17 protein-coding genes are annotated in these 19832 nt (G+C 59.5%); 12 read left to right on the top strand and 5 right to left on the bottom strand.

Annotated features, from left to right (window positions below):
- Positions 1 to 5: 5 nt before the first annotated feature.
- The 9 genes from ACR0LW_RS06300 to ACR0LW_RS06260 all read left to right on the top strand — a co-directional run bounded on the left by ACR0LW_RS06300 (position 6) and on the right by ACR0LW_RS06260 (position 9848).
- On the top strand, positions 6 to 1016 hold the full coding sequence (locus ACR0LW_RS06300) for a LacI family DNA-binding transcriptional regulator (RefSeq protein ID WP_480584037.1): 1011 nt from the start codon (positions 6 to 8) through the stop codon (positions 1014 to 1016).
- Between the two features lie 80 nt (positions 1017 to 1096).
- Positions 1097 to 2116, top strand: coding sequence for a GlxA family transcriptional regulator (locus tag ACR0LW_RS06295; protein WP_480881948.1), 1020 nt, complete (start codon positions 1097 to 1099; stop codon positions 2114 to 2116).
- 109 nt (positions 2117 to 2225) lie between these two features.
- Positions 2226 to 3365 (top strand): aromatic ring-hydroxylating oxygenase subunit alpha, encoded by a 1140-nt coding sequence (locus ACR0LW_RS06290; protein ID WP_480584043.1) that lies wholly within the window; start codon positions 2226 to 2228, stop codon positions 3363 to 3365.
- A gap of 106 nt (positions 3366 to 3471) precedes the next feature.
- The gene (betC, locus tag ACR0LW_RS06285; RefSeq protein WP_480881947.1) at positions 3472 to 5019 is read left to right on the top strand and encodes a choline-sulfatase; all 1548 of its coding nucleotides are present in this window, start codon (positions 3472 to 3474) and stop codon (positions 5017 to 5019) included.
- Positions 5009 to 5803 carry an SDR family oxidoreductase gene (locus ACR0LW_RS06280; RefSeq protein WP_170630514.1) on the top strand — a complete coding sequence of 265 codons (795 nt, stop codon included), beginning with the start codon at positions 5009 to 5011 and terminating at the stop codon, positions 5801 to 5803. Before betC ends, ACR0LW_RS06280 begins: the two co-directional genes overlap by 11 nt.
- A gap of 3 nt (positions 5804 to 5806) precedes the next feature.
- Entirely contained in the window at positions 5807 to 6742 is a 936-nt protein-coding gene (kce, locus tag ACR0LW_RS06275) for a 3,5-dioxohexanoate:acetyl-CoA acetone transferase (RefSeq protein ID WP_480881946.1), read from the top strand.
- 12 nt (positions 6743 to 6754) lie between these two features.
- Entirely contained in the window at positions 6755 to 8173 is a 1419-nt protein-coding gene (locus tag ACR0LW_RS06270) for an aminobutyraldehyde dehydrogenase (protein ID WP_480881945.1), read from the top strand.
- Positions 8173 to 8913: an SDR family oxidoreductase gene (locus ACR0LW_RS06265; protein ID WP_170630516.1), complete on the top strand. Its 741-nt coding sequence runs from the start codon at positions 8173 to 8175 to the stop codon at positions 8911 to 8913. The genes ACR0LW_RS06270 and ACR0LW_RS06265 overlap by 1 nt, the downstream gene beginning before the upstream one ends.
- The gene (locus tag ACR0LW_RS06260; protein ID WP_170630517.1) at positions 8913 to 9848 is read left to right on the top strand and encodes a 3-hydroxyacyl-CoA dehydrogenase NAD-binding domain-containing protein; all 936 of its coding nucleotides are present in this window, start codon (positions 8913 to 8915) and stop codon (positions 9846 to 9848) included. Before ACR0LW_RS06265 ends, ACR0LW_RS06260 begins: the two co-directional genes overlap by 1 nt.
- Before the next feature lie 87 nt (positions 9849 to 9935).
- Here ACR0LW_RS06260 and ACR0LW_RS06255 read toward each other — a convergent pair whose 3' ends face one another.
- Positions 9936 to 10904: an ABC transporter substrate-binding protein gene (locus tag ACR0LW_RS06255; protein WP_480881944.1), complete on the bottom strand. Its 969-nt coding sequence runs from the start codon at positions 10902 to 10904 to the stop codon at positions 9936 to 9938.
- 341 nt (positions 10905 to 11245) lie between these two features.
- On the opposite strand from ACR0LW_RS06255, the gene ACR0LW_RS06250 reads away from it, so the two are divergent.
- The 3 genes from ACR0LW_RS06250 (at position 11246) to ACR0LW_RS06240 (ending at position 15522) form a co-directional block, all read left to right on the top strand.
- Positions 11246 to 13264 (top strand): CocE/NonD family hydrolase, encoded by a 2019-nt coding sequence (locus tag ACR0LW_RS06250; protein ID WP_480881943.1) that lies wholly within the window; start codon positions 11246 to 11248, stop codon positions 13262 to 13264.
- A 159-nt stretch (positions 13265 to 13423) separates the two neighbouring features.
- Complete coding sequence (locus tag ACR0LW_RS06245; RefSeq protein WP_170630519.1) at positions 13424 to 14458, top strand: ABC transporter permease subunit; 1035 nt, start codon at positions 13424 to 13426, stop codon at positions 14456 to 14458.
- 11 nt (positions 14459 to 14469) lie between these two features.
- Positions 14470 to 15522, top strand: coding sequence for a quaternary amine ABC transporter ATP-binding protein (locus ACR0LW_RS06240; RefSeq protein WP_480881942.1), 1053 nt, complete (start codon positions 14470 to 14472; stop codon positions 15520 to 15522).
- Positions 15523 to 15603: 81 nt separating this feature from the next.
- Here the strand turns inward: ACR0LW_RS06240 and ACR0LW_RS06235 are convergent, their stop codons facing one another.
- The 4 genes from ACR0LW_RS06235 to ACR0LW_RS06220 form a co-directional block, all read right to left on the bottom strand.
- Positions 15604 to 15984 carry a carboxymuconolactone decarboxylase family protein gene (locus ACR0LW_RS06235; RefSeq protein WP_170622607.1) on the bottom strand — a complete coding sequence of 127 codons (381 nt, stop codon included), beginning with the start codon at positions 15982 to 15984 and terminating at the stop codon, positions 15604 to 15606.
- Complete coding sequence (locus tag ACR0LW_RS06230) at positions 15984 to 17204, bottom strand: Coenzyme F420 hydrogenase/dehydrogenase, beta subunit C-terminal domain (protein WP_480881941.1); 1221 nt, start codon at positions 17202 to 17204, stop codon at positions 15984 to 15986. The genes ACR0LW_RS06235 and ACR0LW_RS06230 overlap by 1 nt, the downstream gene beginning before the upstream one ends.
- A gap of 3 nt (positions 17205 to 17207) precedes the next feature.
- Positions 17208 to 18662 (bottom strand): aldehyde dehydrogenase family protein, encoded by a 1455-nt coding sequence (locus ACR0LW_RS06225; RefSeq protein ID WP_480881940.1) that lies wholly within the window; start codon positions 18660 to 18662, stop codon positions 17208 to 17210.
- Positions 18663 to 18735: 73 nt separating this feature from the next.
- Positions 18736 to 19824, bottom strand: coding sequence for an aromatic ring-hydroxylating oxygenase subunit alpha (locus ACR0LW_RS06220; protein WP_170622604.1), 1089 nt, complete (start codon positions 19822 to 19824; stop codon positions 18736 to 18738).
- Between the last annotated feature and the right edge of the window lie 8 nt (positions 19825 to 19832).

Genomic DNA, 19832 nt, shown 5'->3' with positions numbered 1-19832 from the left:
ACTGAATGCGCAGACCGACGATCATAGATGTCGCCAACAAGGCGGGGGTGTCGAAATCCACGGTCAGTCTTGTGTTGCAGGGCAGCGCGCAGGTCAAAGAGGAAACCCGAACGCTGGTTCACGCAGCGATGAAAGAGATCGGTTATGTATATAACCGATCCGCAGCCAATCTGAGGTCAACCGGGAACGCCCTGATCGGGTTGGTGATCAACGACCTGACCAACCCGTTTTTCACCGAATTCGCCACCTCGCTGCAAATGGCATTGGGGTCGCGCGGCTATGCGGTGGTGGTCGCAAACACCAATGAAGACCCCGCGATTCAGGATCAGGTGGTCACGGCCATGTTGGAACACGGGGTCTCGGCCCTGATCCTGTCGCCTGCTTACGGGGATGTCTCGAAAACGCTTGAGGCGGTTGAGCGTGCCGGCATCCCGATGATGCAAGTTCTGCGTCAGGTGGAAGGCGATAACGGCAAATACCCATTCATCGCACCCGATTACCGCGCCGGTGGACGGGTTGCGACCCGTCATTTGCTGGAGACCGGCGCGCGCAAGATTGCCTTTGTTGGCGGGCTGGAAGGCAGGCAAGTCACGCAGGAACGGATCTCGGGCTATCTTGAGATCGTGCAGGAGAATGGGCTGCAACCGGTTGTCGTAACAGGAAAATCCACCCGCGCTTTTGGTCACGCGGCGGCGGCGGACCTGTTCAGGGATCACCCGGATTGCGACGCCGCCTTGTGTTTCAACGATCTGGTCGCGTTTGGCATGATCAACGCCTGCCACGAGGCGAGGGTCGCGATTGGTGCAACTTTTCAGATCATCGGCTTTGACGACATTCAGGAAGCCTCGGAATGCTGGCCCGCCTTGTCGACGGTGCAGTGCGGGGTTGGTGATTTTGGGAAACAGGTGGCGGACACAATCTTGCGTTGGCTTCAGGACGATGACGTACCAGCGGCGCTGACCCAAACCCCGGTGCGTTTGGTTTACCGTCAGACCACAAAGGATCTGAGCAAGTAACCAATTTCGCCAAAACTTGCGGGAATGGCGGATGTGTTTTACGCTTTATCGCCGTTATTTTCGCGAAATTGGCCATCTGAATGTCACAGCCATCCGATCAGATTCGAATTCGGGTCATCGTGACCCCCAGCTTCAATATGGCTGCGACCATGGGGTTCATCGATCCGTTTCGGGCTGCGAATTATCTGGAGGGCGCGGCCCATTACAGCTGGGAACTTGTGTCGGAAACCGGCGGTCCATGCGTGGCCAGCAACGGCATCAGCATCGAGACTCAAAGCCTGAAAACCGCCTCTGCCCAGCCGGTGGATTTTCTGATCGTCTCTTCAAGCTGGACCCCGGAGGAGCATGGCTCGGACCAAATTCAGGCCGCCCTGCGCCGCGCCGCCCGGCAGCAGGCGACACTCGGCGGGATTGATACAGGTGCATTCATCATGGCCGAGGCCGGGCTTTTGCGCCATCGCCGGGCGACCGTGCACTACGAACATATCGACGCCTTTCGCGAGCTTTATCCGGATGTCGATTGCACCGAGGCGCTGTTCGAATTCGATGGCGACCGCATCACCTGTTGCGGCGGATCCGCCTCGTTCGATTTCGCGTTGCAAATACTGCAGGGCATACATGGCAACGCGCTGGCAAACGCTGCCGCGCGATATGTGTTTCACCCCAGCCTGCGCGAACGCGGCACCCCGCAGAACCCGCAATTCATGGAACCATTGGGGGCCAAGATCCCCGATACCGTGCGCAACGCCATCCGGGCAATGGAAGACAACCTGGAAGAGCCGCTGACTATTGGCGAGATTTGCAAGGCGGCGCAAATTTCGCAGCGGCAGCTCAACCGCCTTTTTGCCCAGCATCTGAAGAAAACGCCGGTGCTGTATTATCGTGACATTCGGCTGGACCGGGCCCGTGGGCTGGTGACACAAACAACCCTTGCCATGTCCGAGATCGCGTTCGCCTGCGGTTTTTCCAGTCAGGTCCATTTCAGCCGCGCCTATAAGGACCGGTTTAGTCTGCCCCCGATGCGGGACAGAATCGAAGGCCGTATCCCCTTCGAATTCCGCGCCTGGCCCATGCATCGTAAACACGACGCGTCCAGTTAAGGCCAAATGTTGGCGAACCATGTAAAGTACCGGTCGATTTTTCTCGGCTAAATCACTCTACCCAGCGGAATTGCACGCGCGCCTGCGTGCGCTTTGGATGAGGATCACCATGACTGAATTGCCATCGGCCAAAGAGTTTGCGGAAATCGGCAGAGGCTATGATCAAAGCCCGTCCCGCTCGCTGTCATTGCGCAAGGAAGCCTATGTCGAGCAGATTTGGCACAATGCCGATCTGGAAGCGATCATTGCGAAGACGTGGCAATGGGTGTGCCATGTCGAAAAGGTCAGGAAACCGGGCGCGTATACGACCGTCGAGGTCGCGGGCAAGCCCATCGCCGTCGTGCGCGACAAGGACGGCGTGCTGCGCGCGTTTTACAATGTCTGCAAACACCGCGCGCATGAGCTGCTTTCAGGCGATGGCAACACCACGCGCATCATGTGCCCATATCACGCCTGGGTCTACAAGCTGGACGGCAATCTGGTACGCGCACCGCATACCGAGCAATTGCAGGACTTCAACCCAAAGGACATCTGCCTGGATCAGGTTCAGGTCGAAGAGTTCTGCGGTTTTGTCTATGTGAATCTGGACCCGACAGCGCAGTCTCTGGCCGAAACAACCGGCGATCTGGCGACCGAGATCAAGCACTGGGCCCCGGATATCGAAGATCTGACCTTCGCGCACCGTCTGACCTATGACATCAAGTCGAACTGGAAGAACGTGGTCGATAATTTCCTTGAATGCTATCACTGCCCGACTGCGCATAAGGACTTTTGCGATTTGGTGGATATGGATACCTACAAGGTGACCACCCATGGCATTTATTCCAGTCATATGGCGGATGCGGGGAATACGGCCAACAGTGCCTATGATGTCTCGAATGCGACGGTTAGAACGCACGCGGTTTGGTGGCTGTGGCCCAACACCTGCATCATGCGCTATCCGGGGCGGTCGTCGATGATCATCATGAACGTCATCCCCGCCGGACCGAATCGCACGCTGGAAACCTATGACTTTTTCCTCGAAGAGACGACGCCGAACGAGGCGGAACTCGACACCATCCGCTATCTGGATGAGGTTCTGCAGGTCGAGGATATCAACCTTGTCGAAAGCGTTCAGCGTGGGATGAATACGCCCGCTTTCACGCAGGGCCGTATCGTGGATGACGCCAATGGCTCGGGGCAATCGGAACATGCCGTGCATCATTTCCACGGTCTGGTTCTGGATGCGTACAAAGCGGCGGCCCGATGACAGGTATTCCGTCTTCAACCCGACCGGGCGCTAAGCCGATGCGATACGAACCGCCCCCAACCCCCGCCTGACACAAGGGATCAGCGGCTTTTACGGGAGGGGCATCGTGCCAAATCAGCCAAACATCGTGATCATCATGGCAGACCAGCTGGCACCGCATTACTGTGGTGCCTACGGTCACAAGATTGCAAAAACTCCGCATATGGACGCACTTGCGGCACGGGGTATGCGGTTTGATGCGGCCTATTGCAACTCGCCGCTTTGCGCGCCTTCGCGCTTTGCGTTCATGTCGGGGCAGTTGATCAGCCGGATCGCCGCCTATGACAACGCATCCGAGTTCAAGGCGACAGTGCCGACCTTTGCGCATTACCTGAAATCGCTGGGCTATCGCACCTGTCTGTCGGGCAAGATGCACTTTGTCGGACCGGACCAGAAACATGGGTTCGAGGATCGCGTGACCACAGATATCTACCCCTCGGATTTCGCATGGACGCCCGATTGGGAAGCGCCGGATGAGCGGATCGACAAATGGTATCACAACATGCAGACGGTCAAGGAAAGCGGCTTCGCCGTCGCAACCTTTCAGACCGACTATGATGATGAGGTTGGCTTTGCCGCCCGCCGTTGGCTGATCGACCGGGGCCGGGATCGCGCGGCCGGCGATGATGCGCCCTTTGCCATGGTGGCCAGCTTCATCCATCCGCATGACCCTTACGTCGCCAAGCCCGAATTCTGGGACCTCTATTCCGACGATCAGATCGACATGCCTGACTTCGTGCTGTCGCCCGAGGAACAGGACCCGTTCTCGCGCCGGGTTATGGACGGGATCGAGGCCAGCTATGTCCCCCTGACCGAGGAAGAAATCCGCCGCGCCCGCCGCGCCTATCTGGCCAATGTCAGCTATTTTGACAGCAAGATCGGCGAGATGGTCAAAACGCTGGAGGACATGGGTGAGCTCGACAACACGATCATCATCGTGACCGCGGATCACGGCGATATGCTGGGCGAACGCGGGCTGTGGTACAAGATGAACTTCTTTGAACCCTCGGCGCGAGTGCCGCTGATCATGGCAGGCCCCGGCGTGGCACAGGGGGTTGCGGCCAATGCCTGCTCGCTGGTCGATATGCTACCCACATTGGTCGAGATCGCCGGTGGAGATGACACCATGTTTGGCGAACCGGTCGATGGCCGCAGCCTGATGCCTTTGGCGCGGGGCGAGGCCGATCCGGTGGACGAGGCCATTGGCGAATACTGCGCCGAGATGACGCCCTCTCCGGTCTTCATGATCCGACGGGGGCCTTTGAAATACATTCATTGCGACCCCGATCCGCCGCAGCTGTATGATCTGGCGAAAGACCCGTTGGAAAAGACCAACCTTGCGGCCGACCCGGCCTATCAGGCGCAGGCTCAGGCCTTCGCCGCCGAGGTTGCCGCGCGATGGGATAGCGCGCAATTGCGGGCTGACGTGATCGCGACGCAAAAGTCCCGCCGCGCGCTGCATGCCGCGATGGAGGCCGGGGCCGGTGAGCACTGGGATTACAACCCGCCCTCGGATGCCAGCCAGCAATATGTACGCAATCACATGGATTGGACGGTGGCCGCCGACCGCTACCGCTTTCCTCCGCTAAAAAAGGGCAAGATGGATGAAACTTGACAGTAAGGTCGCACTTGTCACAGGCGGGCGCGGCGGCATCGGGCGCGCCATTGTCGCGCGGTTCCTGCGCGAAGGGGCCACGGTCTATGCCGCTGATCTGACGGCGCAGGGATCGCTGGACGCCCATGACGATGACGGCAGCCGGTTCGTGCCAATGAACGTGGCCGATGAAGATGCCGTAAAGGCCGCAATGGCGCAGGTTCAGGCCGAATGCGGAAAGCTGGACATTCTGGTCAACGCTGCCGGGATCGAGATCGAAAAGACCATCGAAGACACCACGCTGGAAGAGTGGAACCAATCCTTCGCGGTCAATTGCACCGGCACGTTCCTGACCTCAAAACACGCTCTGCCGTTGCTGCGGGCGGCGGCCAGATCCGGGACCAGCGCCTCGATCATCAATTTCGGCTCCTATGACGGGTTCATCGCCGATCCCGGCCTCGCCGCCTATTGCGCCACCAAGGGCGCGGTGCACGCCCTGACCCGCGCCATGGCCTGCGATCACGGCCCCGAAGGCATCCGCGTAAACGCGATCTGCCCCGGCTATATCGACACGCCGATGTTGCAGAGTTTCTTCACCGGTGACGGCTCGGGCGGCGGTGGCAAGACCATCGACCAGTTGCAACAGGCGGTGCGCGATGTGCACCCGATGCGCACCTATGGCACCCCCGAAGACATCGCCAATCTGGTGAACTGGCTGGCCAGTGATGAGGCACGCTATGCCTCGGGGCAGCTATGGGTTTTGGATGGCGGTCTGTCCGCGCAAGTGCAGCAGATGAGGTTGTAATCCATGGCAAAGCAGAAATCCGTCATCATCACCTGCGCCCCGACCGGTGGCATCCACACGCCCACCATGTCGGAACACCTGCCGATCACCCCGACCCAGATTGCAACGGCCAGTATCGAAGCGGCTGAGGCCGGAGCCTCGATCATCCACCTGCATGCGCGTGACCCCGACACCGGCAAGCCCGACCCGAACCCCGATCTGTTCATGGAGTTTCTGCCCCGCATCAAACAGGCCACGGACGCGGTGATGAACATCTCGACCGGCGGCGGCCTGGGCATGACGCGCGAGGAACGTCTGCGCGCCGCCACCCGCGCCTCGCCCGAGATGGCCAGCATGAATATCGGCTCGATGAATTTCGGCATCTTCCCGATGAAAGACAAATACTCGAACTGGAAACACGCGTGGGAGCCCGAGTTTCTGGACATGACCCGCGATTTCATCTTTCGCAACACCTTCGCAGATATCGAATACTGCCTGAAAGTGCTGGGGCAGGGCCACGGCACACGGTTCGAGTTCGAATGCTACGATCTGGGCCACCTCTACAACCTGGCCTGGATCCGGGATCAGGGCTGGATCGACGGGCCGATCTTTGTGCAGATGGTGTTTGGCATTCTGGGCGGCGTCGGTGCTGATCTGGACAACCTGATGCATATGCACACCATCGCCAACAAGCTGTTCGGGGATGACTATGAATGGTCGGTTCTGGCCGCCGGACGGCACCAGATACCCTTCACCACGCAAAGCGCTTTGCTGGGCGGCAATGTAAGGGTCGGGATGGAGGACAGCCTTTATATCGGCCCCGGCGAAAAGGCAGTGTCCAGCGCGCAGCAGGTCAACAAAATCCGCAGCATCATAGAAAATCTCGGCCTTTCGGTCGCTACCCCGGCTGAGGCGCGTTCGCGACTGGGCCTGAAGGGCGGCGATCAGGTGGCGTTCTGAGGAGAGGTTACAATGCAGACTAAAATGCTGATCAACGGCGAACTGGTCGAAGGGCAGGGCGCTGCGATCCCGGTTCTGAACCCGGCAACCGGCGAAGAGATTTGTGCCATCAACGCCGCCACGCCCGAGCAGGCAGATGCAGCCGCCGCTGCCGCGCATGAAGCGTTCGACACTTACGGTCAGACCAGCCCGGCGGAACGGTCGGAATTGCTGACCAATATAGCGACTGTGCTACAGGATCACGCCGAAGAACTGGCCGAGTTGGAAAGCCTAGACGCAGGCAAACCGTGGCCCTCGGCCTTAGACGATGAAATGCCGCTGACCTTGGACACGTTCAGGTTCTTCGCCGGGGCCGCGCGCACCATGACCGGCGTGACGGCGGGCGAATATGTGGCGGGCCATACCAGTATGATCCGCAAGGACCCGGTAGGTCCGGTCGCAGCAATCGCGCCATGGAACTATCCGCTGATGATGGCCTCGTGGAAACTCGCTGCGCCTTTGGCGGCGGGGTGTCCTGTGACCCTGAAACCCTCGCAATTGACACCGCTTTCGACCCTGCGCGCAGCGCAGTTGATTGCCGATGTTGCGCCCAAAGGCGTGGTGAACGTACTGCACGGATCAGGCCGCGAAATCGGCGATCGGATGATCAATGATCCACGGACCGAGGCGATCTCGATCACCGGCTCAACCGCAACCGGGTACGAGGCGATGAAAGCCGCGTCGCGCAAGATCCGCCATGTGCATCTGGAACTGGGCGGCAAAGCCCCGGTCATCGTGTTCGAGGATGCCGATATCGATGCGGTGGCCGAAACGGTGCGCTATGGTTCGTTCTTCAACGCCGGGCAGGATTGCGCACAGCCCTGCCGGTTGCTGGTCGCGGATGAGGTCTATGACAAGGTGGTCGCTGCCGTGGTCGATCAGGTCGGACAGGTCAAGGTCGGCGCGCAAAAGGCCGAAGGGACCGAGATGGGCCCGATCATCTCAGCCGCGCAACGCAACACTGTGGCTGGCTTCGTAGACCGCGCCCGTGGCACCTGTGAGGTTGTGACGGGCGGCAACATGATTGACGGTCCGGGTTTCTTCTACGAACCAACCGTTTTGGCCAACGTTCCGCATGATGCCGAGGTGTTTTGTACCGAAATCTTCGGCCCGGTCGTGACCATCTCGCGGTTCAGTACCGAAGAAGAGGCCCTGAAGGTCGCCAATACCGGCCCGTTTGGGCTGGCCTCGTCGGTCTGGACCAACAATACGGGCCGAGCGATGCGGATGAGTGCGAAGCTGCGCTATGGGTTCACTTGGGTAAACACCCACGGCGTCGCGACGCCCGAGATGCCGTGGGCCGCAATGAAATCCTCGGGCACAGGCTGCGATATGAGTGTCTTTGCGCTGGACGCCTATACCGCCGTCAGACATGTGATGGTGGCGCACTGATGCGGTTGGCTGGGAAACGCGCATTTGTCACCGGGGGTCGGCAGGGCATCGGACGCGGAATTGTCGAGGCATTTCAAGCCGAAGGAGCTGCGGTCACGACCTGTGGCAGAGGAGAACGTCCAAGCGGGCTGGATGACAACGTCATTTGGTACGAACTGGATGTGACCGATCCGGAGGCCGTTGCGGATATGGCGTTTGTAACGGATGGAACAGATATTCTTGTCAATAACGCCGGGATTCAGGTTGAAAAGACCGTAACTGAAAGCACCGACTCTGATTGGGAGGCTGTGATTGGCACCAATTGCCGAGGTGTGTTCAACATGTGCCGTGCGTATATCCCGGTGATGACAAAGGGCGGGTCGATCATCAATATCGGATCGATTTCAGGTCGCCACGCTGATCCTTCGATGGCCCTTTATAACGCCTCGAAAGCGTTTGTGCATGGACTGACGCGGTCGATTGCTGTGGATCATGGGCCTGACATCCGGTGTAATGCGATTTGCCCGGGCTGGATCAACACGGGCATGTTGGACGCCGGGTTCGATCTGGCATCGGATTCCGAAGCTGCTCGCGCCGATGCCATTGCTAGGCATCCTGTCAACCGCTTTGGGCAACCTGCTGATATAGCAGCTATGGCTGTTTGGCTGGCCTCAGATGAGGCTGCTTTCGCAACCGGTCAAATGTTCACAGTGGATGGCGGCATGACGGCTGCCTCACCCCTCAATCCGGGATTGTTCTGATGGAATTTCAACACACTGCCTGTCTGGGTGGCGGCGTCATCGGTGCCAGTTGGGCCGCGCTGTTTCTGGCCTCGGGGCGTTCGGTAGCGCTGTTTGACCCGGCCCCGACGGTCGAGACATCCGTGCGCGGGTACATCGAGATGGCCTGGCCCACCCTTACCGAGCTGGGCCTGACCAAAAACGGCAACCCGGATGCGATCCGGTTTCACCCAAGCGCCGCCGCCGCAGTTGAAGGCGCGGGCTTCGTGCAGGAGAACGTGCCCGAGCGTATCAACATCAAGCACGCAACCTTTGCCGAGATCGAACCGGTGCTGAACCCGAACGCCATCGTGGCCAGTTCAGCCTCGGGCCTGACGCTGGGCCAGATGCAGGGCGGCTGGGGCAATCCCGCCCGTTTTGTGCTGGGCCACCCGTTCAACCCCCCGCATCTGATCCCGCTGGTCGAGGTGATGGGCAATGACAGAACCGAAGCCAGCGCCGTGGACGGGGCCGAGCGGTTCTATGAAGCTGTCGGCAAGGTCACAATCCGGGTGAACAAGGAACGACCGGGCCATGTGGCCAATCGCCTGCAGGCAGCGATCTGGCGCGAAGCGATCAGCCTTGTGATGGACGGGGTCGCCTCGGTCGAGGATGTGGATAAGGCCGTTTGGGCCGGGCCGGGGCTGCGATGGGCGGCGATGGGACCAACCATGCTGTTCAACCTCGGCGCGGGCGAGGGCGGTCTGCGCGCGTTTTGCGATCATTTCTCAGACACGTTCAATGGCTGGTGGGACGATCTGGGCCAGATCCATCTGGACGAAACCGTCGCCCAACACCTGATCGCGGGCGTCGGCGAGGCCGCGAAAGGCCAAAGCCCGGCGGAGTTGTCCGCCAAGCGGGACGCCTTGATCCTTGCGATGCAAAAAGCCACAACGGGATTGCGTGATACAAGCTAAGAAAAAGCGCCGCTCTATACGCGGCGCTTTCTTTACTCTCCTGGCCTTCTGGCCCTTCTAAAGGCCGAAGGAACCTAACATTCAGACTTACTGAAGCAGCGCCGACAGGTTGCCGCGCGCATCGTCATTCAGCCATTCCGACCATGTGTCCTGATAGTTGGTCAGGAAGTAAACGGCAGCCTCGTCATAAGATGCGCCATTGTCATCCTGCCAGGCCAAAACCGTGCCCATCTGATCGTTCGAGAAAGACATCTTCTTGAGGAATTCAACCACGTCCGGCTCACGCTCGAGCAGGGACGGGGCCACGGCGGTCACAACCTTGGCGGTCGGATAGGCGGACAGCACCGGGTTTGCGCATTCCGGGTCACCGTTGCAAGTATGCGCATCCTGATCGAAGGGTGCGGTTTCGACCTGAACCATCGGATACTTGCCAAGAACCGAAGTGGGCGCCCAGTAGTAACCAAACCAGGGCTCTTTCGCCGCATAGGCCGCCGCGATTGCGGTAGCCAGCGTTTCGCCAGACCCGTGCTGGAACCGCTCAATCCCGTTCTCGGTCATGTTGAGCGCTTTGAGGTTGTTGTTGTTCACCACATCACAGGCCCAACCCGACGGGCAGTCATGGAACCGGCCACCGACCAGTTCAGGATTGGCCAGAATGCCTTCGACCGTAGTCAGTTCGGGGTGCTCTTCGGCCAGATAGGCCGGAATCCACCATGCCTCGACCCCGCCATCAGCCAGAACATTCGCCAGTTCGACAAGTTTGCCGTCGGCGCGCAGCTCTTCATAAACCGGTGACGAGTTGGTCCACAATTCGGTCAGGATGTCAGGCTCGCCGGTTTCCGCAATCGACGCCATCGCAGGTGTGGTCGAGGACGGAACAGCGGCAACCGTACAGCCATATCCGTTCTCAAGCAGGAACTTGGCCACCGCAGTCACAACCGCGGACGAGGCCCAGTCCATTTCAGTGATCGAAACCTCACCGCAATCGGCCAGTGCCGTGGTTGCGCTGAACCCGGTCGCAAAAGCCGATGCAGCCAGTAGTGTCTTGAGTTTCATTGCTTTCTCCCTGTAGCAAGATTCGTTTTTATCATGCGCCATTATTATCGAGCGCTTCTGGCAATTGAACCGCTAGATTGCATCAATTGCCGTTCTGTCATTTTTCTCAGACAGTCGTCGAATTAACATAGTCAGTCATATCGCTGGTCGCTGATCAAACCGCCGACCCGGTTGGTTTCCCCGTGGCGGGTCCTGCACGAGGGCGGAGGAATTCAAAATTGACATAAGTGCCCAAGCCAAAAATGCTGACCGACAGGAGGAATCATGATGGTGCACCGAAACCTGTCCGTGGGCTGGAAGCCACTGGAGTCTCAACCCGCAGCAGGAAGGCCGGTGCCCGCATGAACATCGTTTCTGATTTTCCCAATCCCGTCCGCGAAATCTATCACACTGAAATCGCCATGTCCGATGGATGCAGATTGGGTGCACGAATCTGGATGCCCGAAAACGCCGAGGCGCAACCGGTCCCTGCGATCTTTGAATTTCAACCCTATCGCAAGAACGACATCATGGCCGAAAGGGACGTGACGCTGTACCCGTACCTCGCGGGTCACGGATACGCCGTGGTGCGGGTTGACCTGCGCGGCAGCGGGGATTCCGAGGGCGTGTTGACCGATGAATACACACCGCAGGAACTTCAGGACGGGTGCGAGGTGATTGCATGGATCGCTGCGCAGTCCTGGTGCGACGGCAAGGTCGGCATCACCGGCAAGTCTTGGTCCGGGTTCAACGGTCTGCAAATCGCTGCGTTGCAACCCCCGGCCTTGAAGGCGGTGATGACGCTGTGTTCGACCGATGACCGCTATGCCGACGACATCCACTATTCCGGCGGCTGCGTGCTGGGTGAGCAACTGACCTGGTCCTCGACGATGTTCGGCAAGAACACCATGCCGCCGGACCCGGCAAATGTCGGTGATCGCTGGCGCGACATGTGGCTGGACCGGCTGCGCGGCTCGGGCCTTTGGCTGAAGACATGGATGCAGCACCAAACCCGCGATGACTATTGGAAACATGGCTCGGTGTGCGAGGATTTCTCGCGCATCCGCATTCCGGTCTTTGCAGTCTCGGGCTGGGCCGACGGCTATTATCCGGCGGTCTTTCGGATGATGGAACATCTGCAAGTGCCGCGCAAAGGGCTGATCGGACCATGGGCGCATGTGATGCCAAACGCTGGCAATCCGGGGCCGCAAATCGGGTTCCTGCAAGAGGTTCTGCGCTGGTGGGATCATTGGCTGAAAGGCCGCGACACCGGCATCATGGCGGAACCGATGCTGCGGCTATTTCTGCAGCACAGCGCGGACCCGGCAGCGGCAATGGAACGTCGTGAAGGCCATTGGGTGGCCGAGGAAACTTGGCCATCGCCATCAATCGGGGCGAGCAATTGGTATTTCGATGAAAATGGGGGGCTTTCAGCGACCCCGCGCAGCGCGGGCAGGGTGCCTGTCAATTCGCCGGTCATGGTTGGCGGCAATGCCGGTTTCTGGTGCGCCTTTGCCAGCGACGGCGATTTACCCGGCGATCAACGGCGCGACGACGCCGTGTCGGTCTGTTTCGACAGCAATCGCCTGACCGAACCGTTTGAAATCGTCGGCCAACCGGTTCTGCGTCTGGCTTTCACTTCGGACAAGCCCGTGGCCCAGATCGCAGCGCGTCTGAATGAGGTGTTGCCGGATGGAACATCCTCTCGTGTGACCTATGCCGTTTTGAACCTGACCCATCGCAATAGTCACAAAAGCCCTGAACCTCTGGTACCGGGGCAGGACTATGAGATCGAAATCCCTTTGCGCGCCATCGCGCATCGGTTCGGGGCAGGCAGCCGCATCAGGATCGCGCTTTCGACACAGTATTTCCCCCTGATCTGGCCCGCGCCGGAAGCCGCGACACTGGAATTGAAGCTTGAAAACTGCCGCCTGACGCTGCCGGACAGGCAGCCAAACCCAATCGACGAAACGCTGCATGAGTATCCGCCAGCCGCGCAGGCCCCGGCTCTGAAAACCGAAATGCTGGAAGCGGCCGAAGGCGGGCGTTGGGTGACCCATGATGTGGTCAACGGCGTCACAACCGTGGTTTTACAACACGCAACAGGCCGGTACCGGATCGTCGAAAACAACCTTGAACTGAGCGTACAGGGCCGGGAATCCTTCAGCGCATCGGACCATGACCCCGAAGGCGCTGTGGGCCAAACGACGTGGGTCTATGAGATGTCGCGCGGCGACTGGTTCATTCGCACGGAAACCGAGGTCAGTATGACTGCCCGCCTGACGGACTGGCAGATTAAGGCAAACCTGCGCGCCTTTGAAGGTGACGAGCTTGTGCACGAAGACCATTGGGACGAAACCGTGCCCAGACACCTGAACTGACGCAGATGCAGCACATTTGAGATTGATTTGCAAAGACGCCTCGCATCGCTGGTGAAACGCTGCTGCTCGGGCTAAGGTTTGCGCACAAATACAACAATAAAACTAGTCCAACACCGGGCGGCGTCCTCGCTGGCCTGACCCGGAACGCAGAGGGGTACAATGGCAACTTACGATTGGCTATTCAGCACGCTTGGCCTTACGGAATGGTGCAATGCCGGGAAGACCGGCGGCGAACAGCTTTCACTCACAGATCTCATGGCGCAGGTCAAAGGCAGCGAAGCCAAGACCCCCTGGTATGAAACGCCGTTTCCGTCGCTTGATGCGCTGCACGATGCCTGCCCGGCCATCGCCCAGACACGGGACATGACATCGGGGGTCGAGAATGGTTTTCTGGCAATCAAGGATGGTCTGAAATTCATTCTCGATCCGCTCACGCAACCGCTCAGCTGGATGCTGGACGGGTCGCTGTGGCTGTTTCTGGCAATCCCGTGGTTCATCCTGATCCCGCTGATCCTGATCGGCACGCATCTGGCGGTGCGCAAGGCTTCGGTCACCATACTGGTTGCCGTGACCTTCCTGTTCATGGCCTTCATCGACCACTACACATTCGCCGTCCAGACCTTGTCGATCATCTTTGTCTGCACCTTCCTGTGCGTCCTTTTTGGCGTTCCGATCGGAATCCTTATGTCTAAATCGGACAAGACACAGAAATCGGTCATCCCGATCCTGGATATGCTGCAAACCCTGCCCAGCTTTGTCTATCTGATCCCGCTTATCTTCCTGTTCAGCGTCACGGAATCCAAACTCTACGGTATTGCCATCATCCTTTATGCAATTGTGCCGATCATCCGCCTGACCGATCTGGGTATCCGTCTGGTCAACAAGGACGTGATCGAGGCGGCAGATGCATTTGGCATGACCGCGCGCCAGAAGCTGTTCAAGGTCGAAATCCCGCTGGCCCTGCCCAACATCATGGCCGGCCTGAACCAGACGATCATGATGAGCCTGGCGATGGTCGTGATTGCCTCGCTGGTCTCGGCCCCCGGTCTGGGTGTTCTGGTCCTGCGCGGCATTCGTAACCTCGAACTTGGGGTTGGTCTGGTATCGGGCTTCTGCATCGTTTTGCTGGCGATCCTGCTGGACCGTGTGTCCAAGGCCGCCCTGTCGCGCGTCGACGAATCCACGCATCACTAAGGAGGCATGATATGACCAAGACCCCGATTGTCTCCATCAAAGGACTGTACAAGATCTTCGGCGCAAACCCGAAATCGGTGATGCCTCAGGTTCTGCAAGGCATGGACAAGGCCGAACTGCTTGAGAAACACCAGCACGTGCTGGGCCTGCGTGACATCAATGTCGACATGCAGGAAGGTGAGATCACCGTGATCATGGGCCTGTCCGGGTCGGGGAAATCGACCCTGATCCGGCACCTGAACCGCCTGATCGAACCCACGGCAGGCAGTATCGATGTGCGCGGCGAAGATGTGCTGAGCTATGGCGAACAGCGCCTGCGCAATCTGCGGCGCAACGTGATGTCGATGGTGTTCCAGAAATTCGCCCTGTTGCCGCATCGCACGGTCGAGGAAAACGCCGCCATGGCCCGCGAAGTGCGCGGCGAAAGCCATGACGAACGTCTGGCAGAGGCCCGAAAGTGGCTGGCCCGCGTCGGTCTGGCCGGGTTCGAAAAGCGCTATCCGCACCAATTGTCGGGCGGTATGCAGCAGCGGGTGGGGATCGCCCGCGCCCTGGCCTCGGACAGCCCGATCATGTTGATGGACGAGGCGTTCTCGGCGCTCGATCCGTTGATCCGGACCGACATGCAGGACCTGTTGCTGGAGCTGCAAAAGGACCTGCACAAGACCATCGTGTTCATCACTCATGATCTGGACGAAGCGCTGAAACTGGCCGATCACCTGGTGATCCTGAAAGACGGCTACGTGGTCCAACAGGGTGAACCGCAGCATATTCTGCTGAACCCGAACGATCCGTATATCGAGGATTTCGTCAGCGACATTAACCGTGCCCGCGTTCTGCGCGTCCGGTCCGTCATGCACCCGATGAATGGCGAGACCGATTTCGCCGGGGTGGTCGATGTGGACGACAACCTTGAGCACCTGATCGGCCTGTCCGGCGGCGACACCTACAAGACCTACAAGGTACAATCCAACGGACAGGATGTGGGCGTTTTGGACATGAAGGATCTGGTGCGGGCACTGGTGCCTTCCGCCGCATCCGAAAGCGCATCACGCCGCATTTAGAGGCACAATCCCCGAAATCCGTGGCCGTTTCCCCGGCCACGGATGATCACTCAGATGGCATGTTTGCATTGCAGACAGACGTCAGAGCAGCCCGCGCTCCTCCAGAACCTTGCGCGCGACGCGGAAGCATTCCAGTGACTGCGGCACGCCGCAATAGATGCCGATCACGTGAATGATCGCCTGAATCTCTTCTTTGGATACCCCATTGTTCAGCGCGCCTTTGCAGTGAATTTCCCATTCATGCATCTTCCCAAGCGCGCCGATCATGGACAGGTTCATCATCGACCGTGTCTTGGCGTCAATCGTGTCATCGCCCCAGCCAAAGCCCCAGCACCAGGCGGTCATCGCCTCTTGAAAGGGACGCGTGAAATCATCGGCTGCGGCCAGGTTTTTTTCAACATACTCGGCCCCCAGCGTCGCCTTGCGCTGTTCCAGCCCTTTTTCGAACAGATCATTGTCCATTACGTGTCTCCTGTTTCAATATTCGGAAGGCTTTCATAAAAGCGGCCCTCGCGCACGCGTCTGGCGGTTCCGGCCTCTTCGTCGGGGTCATGGGCGTCCAGAGCATCCAGTCGCAAACCGTCATGGGCGTAGACCGGGGCGCCAGCGTCTGTCATACCCCTCAACCGGGCTGCCAAAGCGTGTTTCTTGCGGACCTGATGGGGTTGGAAATCGTCGAACATGCGCGGGGTGATGGTCTGGCCAAAGTGCAGATCGCCTGCGGCGCAGGCCGCGCGATACAGATCCTCTCCGGCGGTCGTGCGGGTGATCACACCGTTGAACCCCTCATCCTCACCCACCGGTGCGCCACCGGGCCAGATATCAGCGGCTGCAATATCGGCAGCCTCACCCAAGGCATCCGGGCAGAGCTTGCAGCGACTTTGGATGCGCCAGCCGGATTCGTCCGCCCACATATCCAGATAGGTCTTTTCAAACACCTGCCCGTCGCCGGTTTCGATCCGCGTGGCACCGGGGTTTCCGTACCCACGATAGCGAAACAGGGTCACGTCCCGTTCCGACAGGTCATATTCATCCAGAACCGCCTGCGATTTGCCAAGGTCCGACGCCCCGCCACACACCATCACCAGCAGGGCAACCAGATTTCGGCGCAACCGATCATCTTCCTCTGCCCGCGCCCGCACGGCCCCTGCGTCGCAGGGTTTGGCTATGATGGCAAAGGGCGCGTCCCGGTCCAGCGCAGCGCTCAGACCGGCCAGAGTGTCGCTGGGCCCATATCGTGACCCCGCCCGCGCCACGACCTGCTCTGGCGTTTCGCTGATGCACCAACCGGTGCGCATCGGGTCATCCGGCAAGGCGGCGCAATGCAGGATGAATTTGGCCTGCCCGGATCGCAGCAGGTGAACACCAAGCGCCGTCAAAACTCCGCCAGTTGCCGCGCGATAGCGAATGTCCGGGTCCGCGGCCCAGGCTTCCTGCATGCTGTGATAGCCGCCCCAGATCTGATCCGTATGTGCCGAAAGTTCGGCATTCGGGCGCGCAACCGCGCCGGGACAGGCGCGCAGAATTTCAGCATCCGAGCCGGGCCCGATTTTCGCAGGGCGCAGCCGACCTTCGGCCGTATAGGCCATTTTCCAACGCGCGGGGGCCAAAGCCTCGCACAACCCGCACCCGATGCACAGACCGGCATTGACCACATCTTTCACGGAATGCGGGTGTCGCATACCTTATGCCCTCAACCGGATCGCGACATTCTTGGTTTGCACATAATTCCAAAGCGCCTCGCGGCCCTTTTCGCGCCCATATCCGGATTTTCCATAGCCACCAAACGGGGTTTCGACGCCGCCTGCAAACCATTCATTCACAAAGACCTGACCGGCGCGGATTTGCCGGGCCGCCTGCGTGGCGCGGTCAATATCGCGGGTAAAGACGCCCCCGACCAGACCATAAGGGGTGCCGTTGGCAATCTCGATCGCCTCGGCGTCGGATTTGAATTTCAGGACCGACAGAACCGGGGCAAAGGCCTCTTCATTGGCGATGGTCATATCGGGTGAAACATCGCACAGGATGGTCGGTTCCAGAAACGCGCCGGGCCGGTTCAGCTTGCGCCCGCCGGTTGCCGCCTTGGCCCCGTCCGACACGGCTTGCGATACCATGCCAAAGGCGCGGTCCCGTTGGGCCTGACTGACCATGGCACCCATGTTGGCACCGAATTCGGCACGCTCGATCCCTGCACCGACCGACAGCCCTTCGGCCATGTCCACCAGTTTGCCGACAAGCGTGTCATGCACATCCTCATGCACGATCACGCGGCTCATGGCGGAACATACCTGACCGGCGTTGAAGAAAATGCCCCAGCGGACATCATTGGTGAAGGCGTCGATATCGGCGTCGCTATGAACGATGGCTGCCGATTTTCCGCCCAGCTCCAACACACATGGTACAACGTTTTGCGCAGCTGCGGTGGCGATAGCGACGCCTGTCGGAACCGAACCGGTGAAGACGATCTGGTTGACCTGCGGGTGAGCGGACAGGGCTGCCCCGGCCTCGTGCCCCAAGCCGCACAGGATATTCACCGCGCCTGCGGGCAGGCCAACCGCTTCGGCCGCGTGGGCGAACCAGGCGTTGGTCAGCGGGGTCAGTTCAGGTGTCTTGATCACGCAGGTGTTGCCCGTGGCCAGCGCGGCGGACAAAGACCGCGCCGTCATCTCGACAGGGTAATTCCACGGGATAATCTGCGCCGAAACGCCGTAAGGTTCGTAGGTGGTGAAGTCGAAGTAGTTCGCCCCCAGCGGGATCGAGCGCCCCTCGACCGTTTCGGCCTGATTGCCGTAATATTCAAAATACCGCGCTGCGCCCTCGACCTCGATCCGCGCTTCCCAAAGGGGTTTGCCCTGTTCCAGCGTCAGAACGGGCGCGATCTCATCGATATGATCCAGCAGATAGCGACCAATGGCCTGAACCATCCGCCCACGTTCGACCGGGCGCAGCGCGCTGAGCGCGCCTGACAGATGCACCCGGCGCGCGGCCTGAACGGCGCGGTCCACGTCGGCGGCATCGGCCAAAGCGTGTTCGGCCAGTTTCTCACCCGTGGCCGGATCGACAACATCAATGCGGCCCGCGCCGCCATCGACCCATTGCCCGTCGATATAGTTCTGCCAATAGGGTTTCACGTCATGCATATCTCGCGCCTCCGAGTATTCAGGGAACGCGCTTGGCATTCCTAGAACAACTTGTCTTTCGCTATTCCGAGTTTCAGTCGACCGCGTCGCGCATCCATTGCTGCAACTTGGCAATCGAATGCTCGCTCATCACGCCGCCCTCGGGGTCCAGCACCAGTGGGCCAGGCACGTAGCCTTTTGATTTCAAACCACGATAGACGGATTCGACCAGACGAATATCCTCGGCCACAGTAGTTTCCCGGTCCTGCACGGCAAGCCCGCGGATCACATCGCTTTCATGGCCGCCTTCGGTATACCAGCCACGCCAGACCGTGCAGCTATCGACGGTTTCAGCACGCCAGTGATAGGTGTTCAGCACATTGCCCGGATAGCACTGGAACGAGAACATCGGCCACAGAAACCACGATTGGTAATCACCCGCATGCGGCACCGTCATGTCGATGGGGTAAGTCATCTTTTCAAGGGCCTGACACTCGGTCGTGTGGCGCAGAACATAGCCGCCATCTGAATCCGGCTGAATGTCATAGGTTTCAGGTTTAACCACGCCTTCCGCGAAGGTCGGGTGGTTGGTCGGGCAGTGATAGCATTCCGAGTAATTCTCGACCGAAACCTTCCAGTTGCAGCTTTCGGGGATTTCCACCCATTCCAACGGCGCAAGGTCATTGATCTGTGGGACAAATTCGGCGATCTCTTCCCGCACGCCGGGATACCATTCGTCCATAGGCGCGGCGTCCCTGTCGAGATTGACGAAGATGAAGCCCAGAAAGATCTCGGTCCGAACCTCGGTCAGGCAAATCTTTTCGCGATCAAATCCGGGCACTTTCTTGATATTCGGCCCGGCGCGCAGGCCGCCGGTCAGCTCATAGGTCCATTGGTGGTAGGGGCACACAACAACGCGCGTGTTCCCGGTGCCGGTCACCATCTCATGGGCGCGATGCTGGCACACGTTATAGAAGGTGCGGATCACCTCATCCCGCCCGCGAATGGCAAACAGGTTCTGCCCGGCGATCTGAAACGCAAAATAGTCGCCGACATTCGGGATATCCGCCGAATGCCCCGCAAATTGCCAGGTCCGCGCCAGAAGGCCGTTCATCTCATTCTCGAAGACGGCGGAATCCGTATAGTAGCTGGCGTCCAGCGAATGGGTGAGCGGCTTATTCATTTGGGTTC

The sequence above is a fragment of the Ruegeria sp. N4 genome (genome assembly GCF_056531425.1).
The sequence above is the reverse complement of the archived record's forward strand: the minus strand, read 5'-3'. Positions and strand labels throughout refer to the sequence as shown.